At 71.5% G+C, this 19,968-nt stretch carries 18 protein-coding genes, 1 tRNA gene and 1 pseudogene; 14 read left to right on the top strand and 6 right to left on the bottom strand.

Features of this window, described 5'->3' with window-relative positions:
- Positions 1-46: 46 nt before the first annotated feature.
- A pseudogene (locus JAP66_RS32075) lies at positions 47-316 on the top strand (GNAT family N-acetyltransferase); the annotation flags it as partial.
- Between the two features lie 143 nt (positions 317-459).
- On the opposite strand, the gene JAP66_RS10800 reads toward JAP66_RS32075, so the two are convergent.
- A complete protein-coding gene (locus tag JAP66_RS10800) occupies positions 460-1,332 on the bottom strand; it encodes a PhzF family phenazine biosynthesis protein (protein WP_235998910.1) in 873 nt (290 codons plus the stop codon).
- Positions 1,333-1,421: 89 nt separating this feature from the next.
- On the opposite strand from JAP66_RS10800, the gene JAP66_RS10805 reads away from it, so the two are divergent.
- A complete protein-coding gene (locus JAP66_RS10805; protein ID WP_199431499.1) occupies positions 1,422-2,663 on the top strand; it encodes an MFS transporter in 1,242 nt (413 codons plus the stop codon).
- Between the two features lie 345 nt (positions 2,664-3,008).
- Positions 3,009-4,325: a GGDEF domain-containing protein gene (locus JAP66_RS10810; protein WP_307849516.1), complete on the top strand. Its 1,317-nt coding sequence runs from the start codon at positions 3,009-3,011 to the stop codon at positions 4,323-4,325.
- Between the two features lie 99 nt (positions 4,326-4,424).
- On the opposite strand, the gene JAP66_RS10815 is transcribed toward JAP66_RS10810, so the two are convergent.
- A tRNA-Thr gene (locus JAP66_RS10815) sits at positions 4,425-4,497 on the bottom strand.
- Positions 4,498-4,700: 203 nt separating this feature from the next.
- On the opposite strand from JAP66_RS10815, the gene JAP66_RS10820 reads away from it, so the two are divergent.
- From JAP66_RS10820 to JAP66_RS10835, 4 genes are all read left to right on the top strand, one after another.
- Entirely contained in the window at positions 4,701-6,215 is a 1,515-nt protein-coding gene (locus JAP66_RS10820; protein WP_199431500.1) for a threonine/serine exporter family protein, read from the top strand.
- Between the two features lie 24 nt (positions 6,216-6,239).
- On the top strand, positions 6,240-7,691 hold the full coding sequence (locus tag JAP66_RS10825) for an alpha,alpha-trehalose-phosphate synthase (UDP-forming) (protein WP_199431501.1): 1,452 nt from the start codon (positions 6,240-6,242) through the stop codon (positions 7,689-7,691).
- Between the two features lie 36 nt (positions 7,692-7,727).
- The gene (gene otsB, locus JAP66_RS10830) at positions 7,728-10,256 is read left to right on the top strand and encodes a trehalose-phosphatase (protein WP_199431502.1); all 2,529 of its coding nucleotides are present in this window, start codon (positions 7,728-7,730) and stop codon (positions 10,254-10,256) included.
- Between the two features lie 66 nt (positions 10,257-10,322).
- Positions 10,323-10,850, top strand: coding sequence for a MarR family winged helix-turn-helix transcriptional regulator (locus JAP66_RS10835; RefSeq protein ID WP_307849517.1), 528 nt, complete (start codon positions 10,323-10,325; stop codon positions 10,848-10,850).
- On the opposite strand, the gene JAP66_RS10840 is transcribed toward JAP66_RS10835, so the two are convergent.
- Together JAP66_RS10840 and JAP66_RS10845 are read right to left on the bottom strand one after the other, a co-directional pair.
- A complete protein-coding gene (locus tag JAP66_RS10840; RefSeq protein ID WP_199431503.1) occupies positions 10,825-11,115 on the bottom strand; it encodes a MoaD/ThiS family protein in 291 nt (96 codons plus the stop codon). The genes JAP66_RS10835 and JAP66_RS10840 overlap by 26 nt on opposite strands.
- Positions 11,116-12,198, bottom strand: a complete 1,083-nt coding sequence (locus JAP66_RS10845) for a WD40/YVTN/BNR-like repeat-containing protein (RefSeq protein WP_199431504.1) — start codon at positions 12,196-12,198, stop codon at positions 11,116-11,118.
- 100 nt (positions 12,199-12,298) lie between these two features.
- On the opposite strand from JAP66_RS10845, the gene JAP66_RS10850 reads away from it, so the two are divergent.
- Entirely contained in the window at positions 12,299-12,871 is a 573-nt protein-coding gene (locus JAP66_RS10850; protein ID WP_199431505.1) for an RNA polymerase sigma factor, read from the top strand.
- Positions 12,868-13,872 carry a hypothetical protein gene (locus JAP66_RS10855; RefSeq protein WP_199431506.1) on the top strand — a complete coding sequence of 335 codons (1,005 nt, stop codon included), beginning with the start codon at positions 12,868-12,870 and terminating at the stop codon, positions 13,870-13,872. The genes JAP66_RS10850 and JAP66_RS10855 overlap by 4 nt, the downstream gene beginning before the upstream one ends.
- A gap of 67 nt (positions 13,873-13,939) precedes the next feature.
- On the opposite strand, the gene radA is transcribed toward JAP66_RS10855, so the two are convergent.
- Both radA and JAP66_RS10865 read right to left on the bottom strand, forming a co-directional pair.
- Positions 13,940-15,313, bottom strand: a complete 1,374-nt coding sequence (gene radA, locus JAP66_RS10860; protein WP_199431507.1) for a DNA repair protein RadA — start codon at positions 15,311-15,313, stop codon at positions 13,940-13,942.
- A gap of 29 nt (positions 15,314-15,342) precedes the next feature.
- Positions 15,343-15,891 carry a copper chaperone PCu(A)C domain-containing protein gene (locus tag JAP66_RS10865; protein WP_199431508.1) on the bottom strand — a complete coding sequence of 183 codons (549 nt, stop codon included), beginning with the start codon at positions 15,889-15,891 and terminating at the stop codon, positions 15,343-15,345.
- Between the two features lie 309 nt (positions 15,892-16,200).
- On the opposite strand from JAP66_RS10865, the gene JAP66_RS10870 reads away from it, so the two are divergent.
- From JAP66_RS10870 to cysS, 5 genes are all read left to right on the top strand, one after another.
- Positions 16,201-16,692 (top strand): CarD family transcriptional regulator, encoded by a 492-nt coding sequence (locus JAP66_RS10870; protein ID WP_009156479.1) that lies wholly within the window; start codon positions 16,201-16,203, stop codon positions 16,690-16,692.
- A 65-nt stretch (positions 16,693-16,757) separates the two neighbouring features.
- Positions 16,758-17,345, top strand: a complete 588-nt coding sequence (locus JAP66_RS10875) for an IspD/TarI family cytidylyltransferase (protein WP_210770016.1) — start codon at positions 16,758-16,760, stop codon at positions 17,343-17,345.
- A complete protein-coding gene (gene ispF, locus JAP66_RS10880; RefSeq protein ID WP_199431509.1) occupies positions 17,342-17,815 on the top strand; it encodes a 2-C-methyl-D-erythritol 2,4-cyclodiphosphate synthase in 474 nt (157 codons plus the stop codon). Before JAP66_RS10875 ends, ispF begins: the two co-directional genes overlap by 4 nt.
- 69 nt (positions 17,816-17,884) lie before the next feature.
- Complete coding sequence (locus JAP66_RS10885; protein ID WP_199431639.1) at positions 17,885-18,571, top strand: HAD family hydrolase; 687 nt, start codon at positions 17,885-17,887, stop codon at positions 18,569-18,571.
- Between the two features lie 17 nt (positions 18,572-18,588).
- Complete coding sequence (gene cysS / locus JAP66_RS10890) at positions 18,589-19,968, top strand: cysteine--tRNA ligase (RefSeq protein WP_199431510.1); 1,380 nt, start codon at positions 18,589-18,591, stop codon at positions 19,966-19,968.

Here is a 19,968-nt window from a genome sequence, read left to right on the forward strand (position 1 = left end):
GTGCATCCGCCTGTTCGAACGGCGGGACGTACGGCTGATCGAGGCCATGTCAGCCGGGTTGTCGTCCAGATCGCTCTACCAGCGCTTCTTCGTCGGCACACCGGCGATTCCGGCGGCGCTGCTACGCCAGCTCGCGAACATCGACCACGACACCCATGAGGCCGTCGTCGCGGTCGCCGGCGAACAGGCGGTCGGGCTCGCCCAGTACGTGCGCCGGCCGCGCTCGGCGAGGGCGGAGCTGGCCGTGCTCGTGGCGGATGCCTGGCAGCGCCGGGGCGTCGGCCGCTCGATGGTCACCCGCCTCGCGGAACGGGCCGCCGCCCACGGCATCACCCGTTTCGAGGCCGACGTACTGGCCGACAACGAACCCGCCCGGCTCGGTATCGCACGGCTGTGGCCGGGAGCGCTCGGCACGGTCGACGAGGACAGCATCGACTACGAGCTACCGCTGCCGGTGGTTCATCCGGCGGGAAGCGCGACCGCCGAGCCGGAGACCGCGATGCCGCTGCCCGGCTCGGCCGGGACGTCCACCGCGAGCACGCTCGGACGTCCCATGTCGTCGCCCTGGTGCACGGTCAGGGCGACCGGCGGCGTGACCCACCCGAGCTCGCGGAGGTACCCGCCGAGCGCGGCGGCGGCCGCGCCGGTGGCGGGATCTTCCACCACTCCGCCGGGCGGAAAGGGATTGCGCGCGTGAAACGTGTGCTCGTCCGACCGGTGGACGAGCGCGACCGTCGTCCAGCCCCGGGCGGCCATCAGGGCGCCGAGCCGGTCGAAGTCGTAGTCGAGAGCCGCGAGGCGTTCCCGCGTGGCCGCGCCGAGCACCGCGTGCCACGCACCCGCGAAGGCGACGCGCGGCGGGAGGTCCGGAGCGAGGTCGTCGGGTGACCAGCGCAGCGCGGCGAGCAGTTCGTCCAGGTCACCGGGCGCAGGCTCGGTCGTGCGTGGCGGGACGCTCACGAGCGTGGCCGTGACCCTGCCGTCGGCGGCGACCGAGGTACGCACGGCCACCGGGCCCGCCGCCGTCGAGTAGCGCAGCGAGCCGGGCCCGTTGCGCTCGGCGTACGCGACGGCCGACGCGATCGTCGCGTGACCGCAGAACGGCACCTCGGCCAGCGGGCTGAAGTAACGCACCAGCAGCTCGGCCCGCTCCGCGCCCGGAAACAGGAACGCCGTCTCGGAGTAGCCGACCTCCGCGGCCACGCGCTGCATCGCCGCGTCGTCGGCGCCGCGGGCGTCCAGCACGACACCCGCGGGGTTTCCGCCCTCGGGCACGGTCGTGAACGCGGTGTAGCGCAGGACGTCCATGCACGGATACTTGCACGCGGCCATCCACATGCACCTCCGGCGCAGCCGGTAGAGCGGCCGAATTCGCCGTTGTGCAGACGGACGGCGACCCGGCCGGGCACACTGTGGCAACCATGAGTCAGCAGGCGACGACTTACCGTGCCCTGTTCGCCGTTGGCGAGTTCCGCCGGCTGTGGCTGGCACACGTGCTGTCGGTGGCCGGCGACCAACTGGCGCGGGTCGCGCTGACGGTGCTGGTCTACGACCGCACGGCCTCGGCCGGGCTGGCCGCGCTCACGTATGCGGTGAGCTACGTGCCCGACCTGGTCGGCGGCGCGGTGCTGGCCGGGGTCGCCGACCGGTACTCCCGTCGCACGGTCATGGTGGTCACCGACGTGGCCAGGGCGGTCGTGGTCGCGGCCATGACGGTGCCGGGCATGCCGCTTGCCGGCCAGGTCGCGCTGCTCGTCGTGGTGCAACTGCTGGCGGCCCCGTTCGCCGCCGCTCGCCAGGCGGCGCTTCCCGACATCCTCGACGGTGACGCGCTGGTGATCGGCCTCGGCGTCATCTCCATGACCTACCAGGCCGGGCTGGTGCTGGGTTTCGGCGCGGGCGCGGCCGTCGTCGCCTGGCTGGGCACGTCGGGGGCGCTGTGGGTGGACGCGGCGACCTTCCTGATCTCAGCCCTGCTGATCCGGCTCGGCCTGCGCGCGCACCGCCCCGACCGCGCGACGGCGGGCGCCGCCACGCAAGGCAGGTGGGCCACGATCACCGGTGGATGGCGCCTCGTCGCGGCGAGCCCGCGGCTACGGGTCCTGCTGCTGATCGCCTGCTGCTCGGGCTTCTATGTGGTGCCCGAGGGCCTGGCCGTGCCCATGGCCGGTCAGATACAGGCGGGCACGGCCGCGGTGGGCTGGCTGCTGGCCGCCAATCCGGTGGGGACCGTGCTCGGCATGGTGATACTCAAGAGGGTCGCCCCGAAGCGCAGGCTCGCCCTGCTGGGACCGCTGGCGGTCGCCAGCAGTCTGGTGCTGCTGCCCACCGCGTGGCAGCCGTCGCTGCTGGTGCTGGTGCTGCTGTGGACGGCGAGCGGTGCCTTCTCCGCGCACGACATGGTCACCCAGGCGACCTACGTCGCCGAGGTGCCGGCCGCACAGCGAGGGCAGGCCGTCGGGGTGGCGATCGCGGCGTTACGGGCCGCACAGGGCCTGGGGATCGTGGTGTCCGGGCTGGTCGCGCAGCTGCTGACCCCGGCACTGGTGATCGGCCTGGCCGCCGTGCTGGGCACCGTGGTGGCCGCGGTGGCGTGGGGAGCGTGGTCGCGCACGACCTCGTCCCCTGCTGGAGCGGTGCCGGACGACAGGACCGGCCGGTAGGCGGACGCCTTCTCGCTCCCGCCTACCGGCAAGCAACGCTGAGTCGCCGAGTCATAGTCACGTCCAGTTGTTGTCGCGCTGCATGAGGTTCACCTCTTCCTCCGGCTAGTGACGTCGCTGGGAGACCGGTCATGTCAGGTCCAGTTGTTGTCACGCATGGCGGGGACACCTCCTTCCATTCCCTGTATCGGGTGATGGTCGTTGGCTCACAAGTTAGGCCGTTAGTCCAACTGGGTGGAACGCGGTTACAGAGCGAAGCACTTCGCTCGAAACAGGGACCTTGTGTAGACGATCGGTTACGGTAAATCACACGAACGAGGATCGTATTCGCGCGGATGGGATCTGGTGCACAAGCTGATCGCCGGGCCACGGAGATGGGTCGCCGGCTGGGGACTGTGGAACGCCCCCGCCCCGGTGCGGCGCTATCTGCTGGTCGTCAACGCCGTCGCCATCGTCACCAGTGTCGCGACCGCCTTCCTGGTCCCGGTTCACACCGTCGACCTGGTCCGCTTCGCCGTCCTGGCAGTGTGTGCGGCCGCGTCGATCGAGCTGACCCGGCAGATCGAACGGCAGCGAGAGTACCTGCGGCACGAGTCGGTCGCCTACGTCGACACCAAAGGTCTGTGGTCGTTCGCCGCGGTGCTCGTGCTGCCCCCGGTGCTCGCCACGGCCATGGTCGTGGCCACCTACGCGATGGCCTGGTACCGCATCTGGCCCAGTCAGCGCCCGGTGGTGCCACATCGGTGGATCTTCGCCTGCGCCACCGTGCTCATCGGCAGCCACGCGGCCGTCGCCGTGCTGGCCCAGGGCATGCACCACTACCCAGGGCTGCCCGATCCGGCGCTGCCCGCGGGGCTGGCCGACCTCGGAGTCGTCGTACTGGCGGCGGGGCTGCGCTGGCTGCTCAACTGTGGACTGGTCATGGCCGCGATCGCGCTGTCCGATCCTCAGCGGCCCGCGCGTGATCTGTTCACCAACTTCTCGCAGCAGCTGCTGGAGGCCGGGGCCATGGGGCTCGGCCTCATCGCCGCCACGGTGCTGCTGACTCATCCGGTGGTGCTCGCCGCGATCGTGCCGACACTGGTGATCATGCATCGGGGCGTCCTGATCCACCAGTACCAGAATGCCTCCCGCACTGACGCCAAGACCGGTCTGACCACGGTGAAGTGGTGGCGGCCGGTGGCGGAGAAGGCGTTCGGCCGCGCCCACAGCACCGGCCAGGCCGCCGGCCTGCTGATCCTCGACATCGACCACTTCAAAAACGTCAACGACACCCACGGCCACCTGGCCGGCGACGAGGTCCTCAAGGCCGTCGCACACGAACTCGCCGACGAGATCCGCAGCCAGGACGCCTGTTGCCGCTGGGGTGGCGAGGAACTGACGGTCGTCATCCCCGAGGTCGGGGACAGCACGAACCTGCTGCGGATCGCCGAACGCGTCCGACGGCGCGTCGAGCACCTCGCCGTCGACATCGCCGGAGTGCCGGGGGAGCCGGTCCGGGTGACGGTGTCCATCGGGGCGGCGGTCTACCCCGACCCGGGCATCTCCACGCTCGACGAGCTGATGATGGCCGCCGACAGCGCCGTGTACGCCGCAAAGGCAGGCGGCCGCAACCAGGTACGGCTCGCGCCGACGTCCACGTCCTCGACAACGCCCGCCTGAGGAACCGGCCCCCGCGAGTCCACCGCTCGTGAGTGTTGAGCCGAGTTCTGACCCGTGTACGCACTCACGAGTCCTGACCGGCTCGCTGCCTGCCGCCGGAGCCGACAAGGGGACTCGAACCCCTGACCTACTGTTTACAAGACAGTTGCTCTACCAGCTGAGCTATGTCGGCCTGACCCCGCTCACGACTGCCCGTGGGCGGGCTCGGCCCAACTATATAGACCACCCCGCGAAACGATGCCGCCCGGCCGCACGGCGAGCAGAATGGCGGCGGACCCGCGGTGAGGATCCAACGTGGTGCACGCCACTCCGATGAACATGCAACGGTCGTGGTGCGCCGGTCGATGCTCCCCGGGAACAGCGAGGAGGTAGGCGATGAAGATCAGCCCGCGTGGCAGGGCGTCGGCCAATCGTCGGCGTGCGTGGCAGATCCTGGAAGCGCCGGCCGAGGACAACCACGACAAGCAGAGCGCCCGGCGCAGGCGCGGCCGCGAGACCCGTCAGCGCGCCTGGCACATCCTCGAGGCACCGACCGGTGAGCTGCCCGCCGTCGAGACGACCACGGCGATGGGGCCGGAGCTCCCGGACGAGGCGACCGTGCACTTCGTACTCGACCTCGCGCTGCGCATCGGCGAGGTCCAAATGACCAACGGCGCGGGCGCCTCGGACGTGACCGCCACCATTCTCGCCCTCGCCAACGCGCTCGGCCTGCCGCACTGCGAGGTGGACGTCATCTTCACCTCGATCACGGTGAGCTGCCACCGCGGCAGCGATCTGCCCCCGGTCACGGCGTTGCGGGTGGTCCGCTCGCGCAGCCTCGACTACACCCGGCTCTCCGACACCGAGCTCCTCGTCCGCAAGCTCACCAGCGGTCAGATCAGCCCGGAGGAGGCGTACTCCGAGCTGCACCGGATCACCGGCGCCAGGCACCCCTACCCCCGCTGGGTCTCCACGCTCGCCTGGGGCGGCATGGCGGCGAGCATCGCCGTCCTGCTCGGCGGCGACGGGTGGACGGCGCTGGTCGCGTTCGTGATCAGCTCCGTCGTCGACCGCGTCGGGCGGCTGGTCAACAAGGTCCGGCTGCCGTTCTTCTTCCAGCAGGTCGTCGGCGGCCTCGTCGCCACGCTCACCGCCATCGCGATCGTCAACATCGACGTCGTCCCGCTGGACAACGGAACGCTGGTGGTCGCCGCGGCCCTGACGGTGTTGCTGTCCGGATTGTCCACTGTGTCGGCAGTGCAGGACGCCATCACCGGCTACTACGTCACGGCGGCAGGGCGCAGCCTGGAGGTCGCGCTGATGAGTGCGGGCCTGATCACCGGTGTCGCCTTCGCCATCGAGCTCGCCGCGACCCTCGGCGCCTCGCGTACGCCGCCACCCGCCACGACGACCCTGTCCACCTACGGCTTGCACGTCGTCATGCTGGCGGGCTCGTCCGCGGCGGCCTGCTTCGCGCTCGCCTCGTACTCACGGCTGCGCCCGCTGCTCGTCGCCGGGGTCGCGGGCGCCGTCGGTGCCGCGTCGTACGGGTTCCTCAGGCTGTTCGAGACCGACCAGATCACCGCGTCCGGCATTGCCGCCACCCTCGTCGGGCTCGGCGGTGGCGTGCTGTCGCGCAGGCTCAAGGTGACGCCGCTCGTCGTGGCTGTGTCCGGTATCACCCCCCTGCTTCCCGGCTTCGTCACCTACAGCGGGCTGTCGCGGCTGGCCGAGAACGGCAACCTGGCGACGCTCATGTCCGCCGTCGCGATCGGGCTGGCCCTGGCCGCGGGCGTGGTGCTCGGGGAGTTCCTCGCCCAGCCGTTGCGCACCGGTCTCGGCCGCCTCGAACGCAAGCTGGCGGGGCCGCGAATGGCGGGGCCGCTGGTTCCTGGCCGCCGTCTCGACTGACCGGATCGCGATAGTGTTCTAGGTATGCCATCTGCGGAAACAACGGAGCAATCCAGCGCACGGGCCGAGTTCGTTGTCGTCGCCAACCGGCTACCCGTCGACCTCGAACGCACCCAGGATGGCAGCCAGCGCTGGACCCAGAGCCCTGGCGGGCTCGTCTCTGCACTCGAACCGTTCCTGCGGTCCCGCAAGGGCGCCTGGGTCGGCTGGCCTGGCGTGCCCGACGTCGAGGTGGACGAGTTCACCGACGAGGGCCTCGTGCTGCACCCGGTCGCGCTGACCTCCGCCGAGGTCCGTGACTACTACGAGGGGTTCTCCAACGCCACGCTGTGGCCGCTCTACCACGACGTGGTGGCCCGGCCGATCTTCGACCGCAGCTGGTGGGAGAGCTACGTCCGGGTCAACCGGCGGTTCGCCGAGGCCAGCGCCGCCGTCGCCGGCGAGGGCGCGACGGTGTGGGTGCAGGACTACCAGCTCCAGCTCGTGCCGACCATGCTCCGCGAACTCCGCCCCGACCTGCGGATCGGCTTCTTCCTGCACATCCCGTTCCCGCCGGTCGAGCTGTTCATGCAGCTACCGTGGCGCGCCGAGATCGTGCGCGGCCTCATCGGCGCCGACCTCGTCGGCTTCCACCGGCCCGGCGGCGCGCAGAACTTCCTGTGGCTGGCCCGCCAGCTGATCGGCCTCGAACCGAGCCGCGGCGCCGTCGGCGTGCGGTCCCGGCCCGGCATGGTCCAGGTCGGCGACCGGACCGTCCGGGTCGGCGCCTTCCCCATCTCGATCGACGCGGCCGGACTCGACTCGCTGGCCAGAACGAAGGCCGTCAGCGACCGGGCGGCACAGATCCGCGCCGACCTCGGCGACCCCAGAACGGTACTGCTCGGCGTCGACCGGCTCGACTACACCAAGGGCATCGACCTGCGGCTACAGGCCCTGCACGAGCTGCTGCAGGAGGGCAGGGCGAAGCCGGAGGAAGTGACGTTCATCCAGCTGGCGACGCCGAGCCGCGAACGGGTCGAGCACTACCAGCGGATGCGCGGTGAGATCGAGCAGATGGTGGGGCGCATCAACGGCGAGTTCGCCCGCGTCGGCCGCCCGGTCGTGCACTACCTGCACCAGTCGGTCAACCGCCAGGAGCTCGCCGCCTTCTTCTCCGCGGCGGACGCGATGGTGGTCACCCCACTACGCGACGGGATGAACCTGGTGTGCAAGGAGTACGTCGCGTGCCGGCATGATCTCGGCGGCTCGCTCGTGCTGTCGGAGTTCGCCGGAGCCGCGGCCGAGCTGAGCAGCGCTTTCCTGGTCAACCCGCACGACCTTGACGGGGTGAAGAACGCCTTGGAGGCGGCCATTACGCTCGACCCCGCCGAAGGTCGGCGTAGGATGCGCGCCTTACGTCGTCAGGTTCTCACGCACGACGTCGACAGGTGGGCGCGCTCGTTCCTGGAAGCCCTCGGGTCCGAGCCGGCCGCCTGATCCCGAGACCATCCCGCAAGCTCCCAAGGAGGAGTGTTGACCGCCGAGGCCCTGCCCGCTGAGCTGCGGCGCGCGATCGTGCAGATCGCCCGGACACCGCGCCTGCTGGTCGCCTGCGACTACGACGGCACGCTGGCTCCGATCACGGCGAACCCCGACGAGGCCCGCGCGCGGCCCGAGTCGGTGGGTGCGCTGCGGTCGCTGGCCGGCCTGCACGAGACCACCGCCGCGGTGATCTCGGGTCGTGCCCTGCGTGATCTCGCCACGCTTTCCAGACTTCCCGCCGAGGTCCACCTCGTCGGCAGCCATGGCTCCGAGTTCGACATCGGCTTCGTGCACGAGCTCGACGCCGGGGCCCGCCGCCTGCACCGTGACCTCGAAACCGAGCTGGAGCGGCTCATCGGCGGTGCGCCCGGCGTCACCCTGGAGGTGAAGCCTGCGAGTATCGCCGTGCACGTCCGCCGCGCCGACCACGAGGTGGGCAGGCAGATCCTCGCCGAAGTCCACAGTGGACCTTCGAAGTGGGATGGTGTCTCCACGACCGATGGCAAGGAGGTCGTCGAGCTCTCCGTCGTGCAGACCGACAAGGGCAAGGCGCTCGACACCCTGCGCCACCAGGTCGGTGCCACCGCGGCCGTGTTCCTCGGCGACGACGTCACCGACGAGAAGGTCTTCGCGCGGCTGACCGGGCCCGACCTCGGAGTGAAGGTCGGCGACGGCGAAAGCCTCGCCCAGTACCGGGTGCCGGACACGGTGGACGTCGCGACGATCCTCGCCTTCATGCTGGAGGAGCGGCGGAACTGGCTCTACGGCGAGCAGTCGCCGCCGATCGAGCGGCTGTCGATGCTCGCGTGCGAACGCTCGGTGGCCCTGCTCACGCCCGATGCCAAGCTCACCTGGCTGTGCCACCCCGGTCCCGACGCGCCCGCCGTGTTCGCCGATCTCCTCGGCGGCCCCGCGGCGGGCCACTTCACCATCAACCCGCACCGCAATGGGTTGCCGCTCGGGCAGCGGTACCTGCCGAACACGATGACCGTCGAGACCCGCTGGTCGAGGCTGCTGGTCACCGACTACCTGGAACCGGAGAGCCCGATGCACCGCACCGACCTGGTGCGCGTGATCTCCGGCGAGGCCACCGCGTCCGTGGTGTTCGCGCCGCGGCCGGAGTTCGGCGGCGTGCCGGTGCGGCTGCTGCAGGAGGAGGACGGCCTGCGTGTGCTCGGCACGTCCGAGCCGTTCGTGCTGCGGGCGCCCGGTGTGCAGTGGGAGATCACCAGCGACGGGCTGCACGACACCGCGACCGCGCTCGTCCAGCCTGCACCGGGCAAGCCGGTGGTGCTGGAGCTGCGCTGCGGCACCACGGAGCTCGGCCCGCACGAGCTGCCCGAACTGGACCGCCGGGCCCGCGCGGGCGAGTACTGGAGCACGTGGGCGACCACGCTCAAGCTGCCCAGCGTCGAGCCCGAGCTGGTGACCCGCTCCGCGCTGACGCTGCGCGGGCTCGTCGACGTGGAGACCGGCGGAATCATGGCGGCGGCGACCACGTCGCTGCCCGAGGAGATCGGTGGCGTCCGCAACTGGGACTACCGCTACTGCTGGGTCCGCGACGGCGCGATGACCGCGCGCGAGCTGGTCGAGCTGGGGTCGCTGGAGGAGGCCGACGGCTTCCTGCGCTGGCTGCACGGCGTGCTGTCCACGCTCGCCGGGCCGGAACGGCTGCACCCGCTCTACACGCTGGCCGGGACTCAGCTCGGCGCCGAGGCCGTGATCGACTCGCTGCCGGGGTACAAGGGCTCGCGGCCGGTGCGCGTCGGCAACCTCGCCAACCATCAGGTGCAGCTCGACGTGTTCGGCCCCGTGGTCGAGCTGGTGGTGACGCTGGCCGAGGCGCGCGGCGGCCTTCGCGACCAGGACTGGCAGATGGTGCGCGCGATGGCCGAGGCGGTCAAGCGGCGCTGGAACGAGCCCGACCATGGCATCTGGGAGGAGCGGCACATGCCGCGGCACCGGGTGTACTCGCGCGTGATGTGCTGGGTGACGCTCGACCGCGCGATCCGGCTCGCCGAGGTGTACGACCGGCAGGTACCGAACGGCTGGGCGGAGCTGCGGGAGGAGATCGCGACCGACGTCCTGACGCACGGCTGGAATGCGGAGGTGCAGGCGTTCACCACCGCCTACGACGGCACCGACCTGGACGCCGCCTCGCTGTTCGTCGGGCTGTCCGGGCTGCTCGACCCGCAGGACGAGCGGTTCCAGTCGACGGTGACGGCGATCGAGAGCGAGCTGCGCAGCGGCTCGACGGTGTACCGCTACCGGCGCGACGACGGGTTGCCCGGCGACGAGGGCGGCTTCCACCTGTGTGCGGCGTGGATGATCGAGGCGTACCTGCTGACCGGCCGGCGCACCGAGGCGCAGGAGCTCTTCGAGCAGCTGGTGGACGCCGCGGGCCCGACCGGGCTGCTGCCCGAGCAATACGATCCCATCGCCGAGCGCTCGCTAGGCAACCATCCGCAGGCGTACTCGCACATCGGCCTTGCCCGCTGCGCCCGCCTGCTGGCAGGGTGACCGCGCCAACGCCGCGGTGAACCGGTAACCCGGCGGTGGTTGTCACAGCGCTGTTATGTTAGTGCTGTGACAACCACCGATCCGACCGCGTCACCCGGCCGCTGGCAGGCTCTGCACGACCTGCTCGCCGCCCTGGACGCCGAGATCGAGAGCGTCTACACCGAACGCGGCATCACGGGCGTCCGGCCGCGGTTCGCCTATCCGCTGATCCGGCTGGCGCACACCGGGCCACTCACCATCCGGGAGCTCGCCCGGTCCCTCGACCGTACGCACTCGGCGATGAGCCAGACGGTCGCCGCGATGCGCCGCGAGGGGCTGGTGCGCTCAGAACCCGGACCGGACGCACGAACACGCCGCGTCGCGCTGACCCGGCGTGGCCAGGACCTCGTGCCGTTCCTCGAAGCCGAGTGGCGTGCCACCGAGGCCGCCGTTGTGGAGCTCGACGACGAGGTGCCACATCCCCTGAGCGCGGTCGTCGCCGAGCTGGAGGCCGCCCTGGAGCGCCGCCCGATGCGGGAACGCATCCTCGCGCACCTGACCCAACACGCGGCGCCGGACCCGGCGCCGCTCAACCACCGGCCACCGAGGGGATAACCACCACCTCGGCGCCGTCGCGCAGCGGAGTGGCCGGGCCGTCGAGACGGCGGCACTCCTCGCCGTCGACGTAGAAGTTCACGTACCGGCGCAGCCCTCCCCGCTCGTCCCGGAGCCGCCGCTCCAGCCCGGGGTAGCGCTCGGCCAGCGCATCGAGCACCGCGCCCAGCGTCGAACCGGCGACCTCCACGCGCGAGTTCCCTTCGGCGAGCCCGCGCAGCACGGATGGCAGGCCCACCGAGACCGTCGAGACGGCGGCGTCCATTCAGATCACCGCGGCGCGGACGCAGAACACGTCGGGCAGGTGGGCGGCGACCTGGTTCCAGGTCTCCCCCTCGTCCGGGCTCGCCCACACCTCGCCCGACCGGGAACCGAAGTACACACCGGCCGGGTCGGCGTCGTCGGCGCACATCGAGTCCCGCATGACCGCCGACCAGAAACCGCCCTCCGGGAGCCCCTTCGACAGCCCCGTCCACATGGCACCTGCGTCCTCGCTGCGGTACACCCGGCAGCGGCCCGCGGGCGGGAACCGCATCATCGAGGAGTCCAGCGGGAAGTTGTAGATCACCTCCGGCCGTCTCGGGTGGGCGACCATCGGGAACCCGAAGTCGGCGGGCAGCCCCTCCGCGATCGACCGCCACGTGGCCCCGCCGTCCTCGCTGCGGTACACGCCGCCGTGGTTCTGCAGGTACTGCCGGTCGGGGTCCGAGGGGTCCACGGCGACCTTGTGCACGCACTGCCCGTACTCGGGAAACTCCTGGCCCTCCGGCATGAACTCCACGCGGATACCGGTGTTCGACGGGTTCCAGGTCGCGCCGCCGTCCTCGGTGCGGTAGACGCCACCGGTCGACATCGCGACGCTCATCCGGCGCGCGTCGTGCGGGTGCGGGAGCACGGTGTGCAGCGCCTTGCCGCCGCCGCCGGGCTCCCAGTGCTCCCGGTGCGGGTGCTCCCACAGCCCGCGCACCAGTTCGTAGCTCCGCCCGCCGTCGTCGGAGCGGAACAGTGCCGACGGCTCGGCGCCGACGTAGACGACGTCCGGCTCCGGCCCGTACGCGAACTGCCACACGCCCTCGAGCGCGGCACCGGTGTCGCCGGGGAACGCGACGGGCGCGTCGTCGGGCTCGCTCCACGTGGCGCCGAGGTCGTCGCTGGTCACCACGGTCGGGCCGAAGTGGCTGTTGAGTACGCTCGCCGAGAGCCGGGGCGTCGCGCGCCGGGTGTCGATGCCGATCGCCTTGACGTCGGCGACCGGGAACTGCGGGCCGGACACCTCCCACCGGCGTCTGTCCCGGCTGCGCGCGAGCCAGAGCCCCTTGCGCGTACCTATCGCGAGCAACGTTTCCATACGAGCCTCCCCATGTGAGTTCGGTCACGCGGCACCCTACGCGCGGGGACCGACAATCCGGAACGCCGCGCACCGCCGCGGGCAAGACTGTGGTGTGACGATGACCAGCGGGCCCGGCGCGGACCAGCACGAGCGGCCCGACCTCACCGGCGCCGACGCGGGCACGGTGCTGGCCGGGCTCTACGACGCGCACGCCCGGCCACTGCACCGTTACCTGTCCCGCAGGCTCGACACCGAGACGGCGGACGACCTGGTGGCGGAGACGTTCCTCGCCGCGTGGACCGGCCGCGCGCACTACGACCCGGCGCGCGGTACCGCCAGGGCATGGCTGTACGGCATCGCCACCAACCTGCTCCGCAGGCACGCGCGGCGGGAGGTCCGCGGCCTGCGCGCGCTGGCCCGCGACGGCGGCCGCGCCTGCATCGCCGACCCGCTCGACGCGGTCGCCGTTGACCGCGCCGACGCCGAGGGCAGGCTGCGCGCGGCGGCCCGCACTCTCGCCGCACTGCGCCGGGAGGAGCGCGACGTCCTGCTGCTCGTCGCCTGGGCCGACCTCACCCCGGCCGAGGCGGCCGAGGCACTCGACATCCACCCGCGCACCGCCCGTACCCGCCTGCATCGTGCGCGCACCACGCTGCGCCGCAAGCTGCGCACCCAGGAGACCGACCGATGACCGACGACAGCGAGATCGACGGGCTGGTGCGCCGGCTGCGCGCCGGCCGGCCCGAGATGTCCGAACCGGCGTTCACCGAGGGGCGGGCCCGGCTGCTCGCCGCCGTGGACCGGGCGCCCGGCTCCCTGCCGGAGCCTCCGCTCGCGGCCCGCCGCGCGGCCCGGCCCACCGCTCGCAGGCTGCTTCCGCTGGCCGCCGCGGTCGCCATCGCGATCCTCGGCGGCGGGGTCGTGGTCGTCTCGGTGACCGGCGAGGAGATACCCGTCGCGCCGCCCGCCGGGCCGGAGCAGCCCGCGGGCCCCTGGTACGAGCGCCCGCTGCCCGCCATCCCGGCCGAGCCGCGCAACGACGCCGGCAGGCTCGGCGAGAACGCCACCGACCTCGTCGTGGCCCCTGGCGAGTACCTCTACATCGAGCGGCGGCCGCGGGGCAGGGACACCGCCGAACCGGCCCGGACCTGGATTCCCGCCGACCGTTCGGGTACGTGGCAGCGCACCACCGAGGACGGCACGATGTTCGGCGACGGCGGCCGGTTCGACACCAAGGTGGTGGGCTGGTGGCATCCGGACGCGGGGTTCACCGCCGCACTGCCGCGCGATCCGCGGGCGCTGTACCGCCAGCTGGTGGCCGACCAGTGGCCGAGGGAGGACGCACCGGCTGCCGCCTTCCGCAAGATCGCGCAGTTGCTGGCCGACGCGGTGCCCGCGGACCTGCGCAGGGCGCTGTTCGGCACGCTCGGCTATCTGCCGGGCGTCGCGGTCGGCGCCGAGACCACCACCGGTGACGGCCGCACCGCGGTGCCGATCAGCATCGACGACCAGGGCTTTCACCGCATCGTGCTGCTCGTCGACCCGGCGACGGGCCTGCTCGTCGGCGGCCACCAGGTACAACTCGTCGACGCGCCGTCGGGCCGGGAGGGCGGACTCGTCCCGGCCGGGACGATCGTCGGCGAGTGGACCGCCGACTATGCCGTGGTGGGCCGGATGGGTGACAAGCCGTGAACGCGGCCCGTCCGGCGGGCAATAACCAAGAGGGGCCGGGGTGTTCGTCGGGGGCACCCCGGCTCCGTCAGTGCACCGGCACGTGCTGGACCGCGTTGAGCGCGCTGCCCAGGTCGCCCACCTCCAGCGCCCGGATGCCGTCCGGCAGGGGCCCCGGATCGGGGGGCACCAGCGCGTGGGTGAACCCCAGCCGCACTGCCTCCGACAACCGCCTGCCCACGCCGGTGACCCGCCGTACCTCACCGGCCAGACCGACCTCGCCGATCGCCACCAGCCGCGGTGAGAGCGCGACGTCCTGCGCGGCGGAGGAGACCGCCAGCGCGATCGCCAGGTCGACGGCGGGCTCGGTCACCTTCATCCCGCCGACCGTGGCGGTGTAGACGTCCTGTTCGCCGAACCGGATGCGGCCGCGCTTCTCCAGCACCGCGAGCACCATCCCGACGCGCGCGGAATCAAGTCCGCTCACCGCGCGCCGCGGCTGGGCCAGGCTCGATCGCGCGACGAGGGCCTGCACCTCGCAGAGCAGGGGGCGCTTGCCCTCCACGGTGACAGTGATCGCCGTGCCGGGCACCGCCTCGGCATGCCGGTTCAGGAAGAGACCGGACGGATCGGGCACGCCGGCGATGCCGTCGTCGCGCAACTCGAAGCAGCCGATCTCGTCGGCGGCGCCGAACCTGTTCTTCACGCCGCGGACCATCCGCAGCGTCGAGTGGCGGTCGCCCTCGAAGTGCAGGACGACGTCGACCAGATGCTCCAGCAGGCGGGGTCCGGCGACCGAGCCCTCCTTGGTCACGTGACCGACGAGGACCACCGGGAGACCGCGTTCCTTGGCCAGCGCGACGAGGCCGGCCGCCACGGCGCGTACCTGGGTGACCCCGCCCGGCGATCCTTCGGCCTGTGGCGAGGCCATCGTCTGCACCGAGTCGACGATGAGCACGCCGGGCTTGACGTCGTCGACGTGCCCGAGGATGGCGGACAGGTCGCTCTCCGCGGCCAGGTACATGCGGCCGTGCACGTTGCCGGTGCGCTCCGCCCGCAGCCGCACCTGCCCCGCCGACTCCTCACCGGTCACATAGAGCGAAGGGCCGGCGGTGGGGTCCTCGGCCGCCCACTGGTAGGCGACCTCCAGCAACAATGTCGACTTGCCGACACCGGGCTCCCCGGCGAGCAGCACGACCGCACCCGGCACCAGGCCACCGCCGAGCACCCGGTCGAGTTCGGACACGCCGGTCGCCCTGGCGCGAGAAGCCTCGACGTCCACCTCGCCGATCGGCCGGGCGGGCGCGCTCGGAGCGCCGGCCGACACCCGCGCGATGGCCGGGCGGGCGTCGCCACGCTCCTCGATCGTGCCCCACGCCTGACATTCCGGGCAGCGGCCGACCCACTTGGCGACCTCGGTGCCACATTCCGCGCAGCGATAGCTGGAGCCCTTTTTTGCCACGCCCCGACGCTAGCCGCGGGTACCGACAGTCAGTGCTCGGGCTCGGGTTCCGGCCCCTCCTCGCGGGGCTCGGCCGGAGCGGCGATCGGCAGGTCGACGGTGACCGAACCGGCCCTACGGAAGTCGAGGACGACCTTGATCGTCTGACCGGGGCGCACCTCGCGGGTCAGCCCTTCCACCGTCATCTCGGCGTGCAGCAGCCGGTCCAGGTTCGGCCGGGTCGGCGCGATGGTCAGCGCCGTGTCCCCGGGGATGACCGTCTCGCCTTTGACGGCGACCCGCTGCGCGTCGTCCGAGCGGGCCGACACCAGCTCGTCGCTCGTCAGGCTCTGGTTGACGAGCGCCATCTTGACCTCGGCGTCGGAACCGACCGGGTACACCGACGGCCCCTCTCGCTCGGCGACCTCGGGATAGACCAGCTCCGCGTCGCGGACCAGGATGTCGCCCGTCTCGGCCACCGCGCCGTTGACGGCGGCCTCCTGGCTGTCGGTCTGGGTGATCTGCCCGGCACCGCATCCCACGACGGCCAGTGCGACGAGCCCGAGCACGGCCGCGCCCAGCATCCGGCGCTGTCTCATCTCTGCGAGTCCTTCCTAGGCGGGGTCGACCCTGCCGCGCAGACTATCCGGACACCCGATCACCGGCGGCATGTGGTGGCCGATCCGTGGCGCCGGCCACTCGGCCACGTCCAAGATCAATTGTCCACAGTGGATTTCGGCAGGCCCCGTGGCCCCATCGGCGCCACCTGCGTGAGTACGGAGATCCGGCGTTTGTCAACCCCCGGCAGGCCACGATCAGGCCACTGACCTGCGAGGACGATCTCGGGTGGCTGGTTACCCGCCGAGCCTCCGTGCTAGCATGGACACAGCGAAAGGGGCAGAGGACACATGGTTTTCAAGGTCGGAGAGACCGTCGTCTACCCGCACCACGGTGCCGCACTCATCGAAGCGATCGAGACCCGCGTGATCAAGGGCGAGGAGAAGCAGTACCTCGTCCTCAAAGTCGCGCAGGGGGACCTCACCGTTCGCGTTCCAGCAGACAACGCCGAGATCGTCGGCGTGCGTGATGTCGTGGGACAGGACGGCCTCAACCGCGTTTTCGACGTGCTGCGTGCGCCGCACACCGACGAGCCCACGAACTGGTCTCGCCGGTACAAGGCCAACCTCGAGAAGCTCGCCTCCGGCGACGTGAACAAGGTGGCCGAAGTGGTGCGCGACCTCTGGCGGCGTGAAAAGGACCGCGGCTTGTCCGCTGGTGAGAAGCGGATGCTGGCCAAGGCGCGGCAAATACTGGTGAGCGAACTGGCACTGGCCGAGGGCACCGATGAGGGTAAGGCCGAGGTGCTCCTCGACGAGGTCCTGGAAACCGCGGCGGTCTAGTCACCCTGAGCGTCGTCGCACTTGTCCCCTTCGATGATCGGGACGATCCTCCTCCGGGGATATCGCTGCGGGCTCTCGGCGAGCCGTTGCTGTGGCATGCCGTGCGCGGCTTGCTGCAGTGCGGCTCGGTCGGCCAGGTGATCGTGCTCGCGCCGCCGCAACAGGTCGCGGTGTGCTCGGCCATGCTCCAGCCGCTGGCCGAGACCCGCGTGAAAGTCGTCACCGGGAGTGCCGGCCGTGCCGATTGGGTGCGGTCGGCCCTCGCGGTCGGCGCTGTTCAGCCGTCCGATGTCGTGCTGGTGCACGACCCGGCACGGCCATTCACCCCTGCCGCCACGGTCGGCGCGGTCATCGACGCGGTACGGGCGGGAGCGTCCGCGGCCGTCCCGGTCGAGCCGGTGACGGACACCATCAAGGTCGTCGACTCCGCGGGCGTGGTGTGCGGCACCCGGGACCGTTCACTGCTGCGATCCGCGCAGAGCCCGCACGGCTTCCGGGCCGAGGTGCTGCTCCGGGCCGATCCGGCCGACCCGCTCGGTGCCCTCGGTGGCGAGGTACGCACCGTCACCGGGCATCCCCGGGGGCGACGCCTGGCCTCGCCCTTCGACGTGGCCGTCATGGAAGCGTTGCTGACTGTCGAGGGAACGTCGTGAGGATCGGGCAGGGTGTCGACGTCCACCCCGTCGAACCGGGCAGGGACTGCTGGATCGCGGGCCTGTACTGGCCGGGCGTCGACGGCTGCGCGGGGCACTCCGACGGTGATGTCGCCTCGCACGCGCTGTGTGACGCGCTGCTCTCGGCCGCCGGCCTCGGTGACCTCGGAGCCGTGTTCGGCACCGGCGATCCGCGCTGGTCGGGCGCACACGGCGCCGACCTGCTGGCCGAGGCGCGCAGGCGGATCGAGGCGGCCGGGTTCCGGGTCGGCAACGCCGTGGTGCAGGTCGTGGGCAACGCACCCAGGATCGGCACCCGCCGCGAGGAGGCCCAACGCGTGCTCGGCGACGCGGCCGGGGGGCCGGTCAGCGTGTCCGGCACCACCAGCGACGGGCTCGGCCTGACCGGGCGTGGCGAGGGCGTCGCGGCCATCGCCAGCGCTCTCCTGCTGCCGCTCGCGGATGGATAGCCTGACGCTGGCGCACCCTGAACCGGCGAAAGGGAACGACGTGACCGAGACCAGATGGCGAGGAAAACAGTGACGATCCGGGCGGTGCTGTTCGACTTCTCCGGCACGTTGTTCCGGCTGGAACAGGACGAGAGCTGGCTCTCCGACCTGACCGACCACGGCGGCGACCCGCTCGACATCGAGGCGCAGGCGGAGCTGATGCGCCGGATGACGGCGCCGGTGACGCAGGTGGTCGAACTCGATGAGGAGCACCAGCACGCGTGGGAGAACCGTGATCTCGACCCCGCGCTGCACAGCAAGGTCTACCTGGAGGTGCTCCGGCAGTCCGGGGTCTCCCGGGCCGAGCAGGCCAAGGCGCTCTACGACCGGCTCATCGACCCCGGCGAGTGGACGCCCTACCCGGACACCGAGGCGGTGCTCAAGAGCGCGGCGGGCAACGGCCTCTCGGTCGGCGTGCTGAGCAACATCGCTTTCGACATCCGGCCCGCGTTCACCGAACGGGGCCTCGACACCTACGTCGACGAGTTCGTGCTGTCGTACGAGGAGGGGGCCATCAAGCCCGACCCGGAGATTTTCCGGCGGCTCCTCGACAGGCTGGGCGTCGCGCCGGAGCACGCGCTGATGGTCGGCGACAGCGAGGAGGCGGACGGCGGTGCACGCGAGCTCGGCTGCGCGTTCGCACTGGTCGAGCCGCTGCCGACCGCCGAGCGCACCGACGGCCTGCTGGCCGCCCTGCGCGAGCACGCCGCGCTCTGACCCGTACCATTTTCGACGTGGCCCTTCACCTTTACGACACCGCGACCAGGGACGTGCGGGAGTTCCGACCCGCGCGTGGCGCAACGGCGTCCATGTACGTGTGCGGGGCCACGGTGCAGGGCATCCCGCACATCGGCCACGTGCGCGGCGCCCTCAACTACGACGTGCTCCGGCGCTGGCTCCTCCACAATGGACTCGATGTCCTGATGGTGCGCAACGTCACCGACATCGACGACAAGATCCTCGCCAAGGCGGCCGACGCGGGCAGGCCCTGGTGGGAGTGGGCGGCGACGCACGAGCGGGCGTTCGAGGACGCCTACACGGCGCTGGGCTGCCTGCCCCCCTCGATCGCGCCCCGCGCGACCGGGCACGTCACGCAGATGATCGAGCTGATGCAGCGGCTGATCGACGCGGGGCACGCCTACGCCGCGGGGGGCGACGTGTACTTCTCGGTCACATCGTTCGACGACTACGGCGTGCTGTCCGGGCAGCGGCTCGACGAGATGCAGCAGGGCGAGACCCAGGCCGAGGGCAAGCGCGACCCACGTGACTTCACGCTGTGGAAGAGCAGCAAACCCGGTGAGCCGTCGTGGCCGACACCGTGGGGCGAGGGCAGGCCCGGCTGGCACCTCGAGTGCTCGGCGATGGCCACCACCTACCTCGGGCCCGAGTTCGACATCCACGGCGGCGGTGTCGACCTGGTGTTCCCGCACCACGAGAACGAGCGCGCACAGTCGCGGGCGGCGGGCGACGGGTTCGCACGGTTCTGGCTGCACAACGCCTGGGTCACCCTTTCCGGTGAGAAGATGTCGAAGTCGCTGGGCAACGTGGTCGCGATCCCGGAGATGGTGCGCCGCTACCGCGCGGTCGAGCTGCGCTACTACTTGATCCAGCCGCACTACCGCTCGACGATCGAGTACTCCGACGCGGCACTGTCCGAGGCCGCGCAGGGCTACCGGCGGATCGAGCAGTTCCTGCGGCGGGTCTCCGGCGCTTCCGGCGAGGTGCGCGCCGGGAAGGTGGCCGCCGAGTTCGCCGCCGCACTCGACGACGACCTCGGCACGCCACAGGCGTTCGCCGTACTGCACAACACGGTCCGCGACGGCAACGCCGCGCTGGACGGGGGCGACGCCGCCAAGTCCGTCGAGCTGGCGGAGACCGTGCGGGCGATGACCGAGGTGCTCGGGCTCGACCCGCTGTCCGAGCGGTGGGCCGAGCGGGCCGGCACCGAGTCCCAGGCGCTGGCCGACCTGGTGGACGGCATGCTCGCGGCGCGCCAGCGGGCCCGCGCCGAACGCGACTTCGCGACGGCGGATATCATTCGTGATCAGCTCACGAATGCCGGAATCGCGGTGGAAGACACCCCGAATGGTCCTTTATGGACAGTAAGAGACTGA

The sequence above is a fragment of the Qaidamihabitans albus genome (assembly GCF_016464705.1).
Lineage (GTDB): Bacteria > Actinomycetota > Actinomycetes > Mycobacteriales > Pseudonocardiaceae > Qaidamihabitans > Qaidamihabitans albus.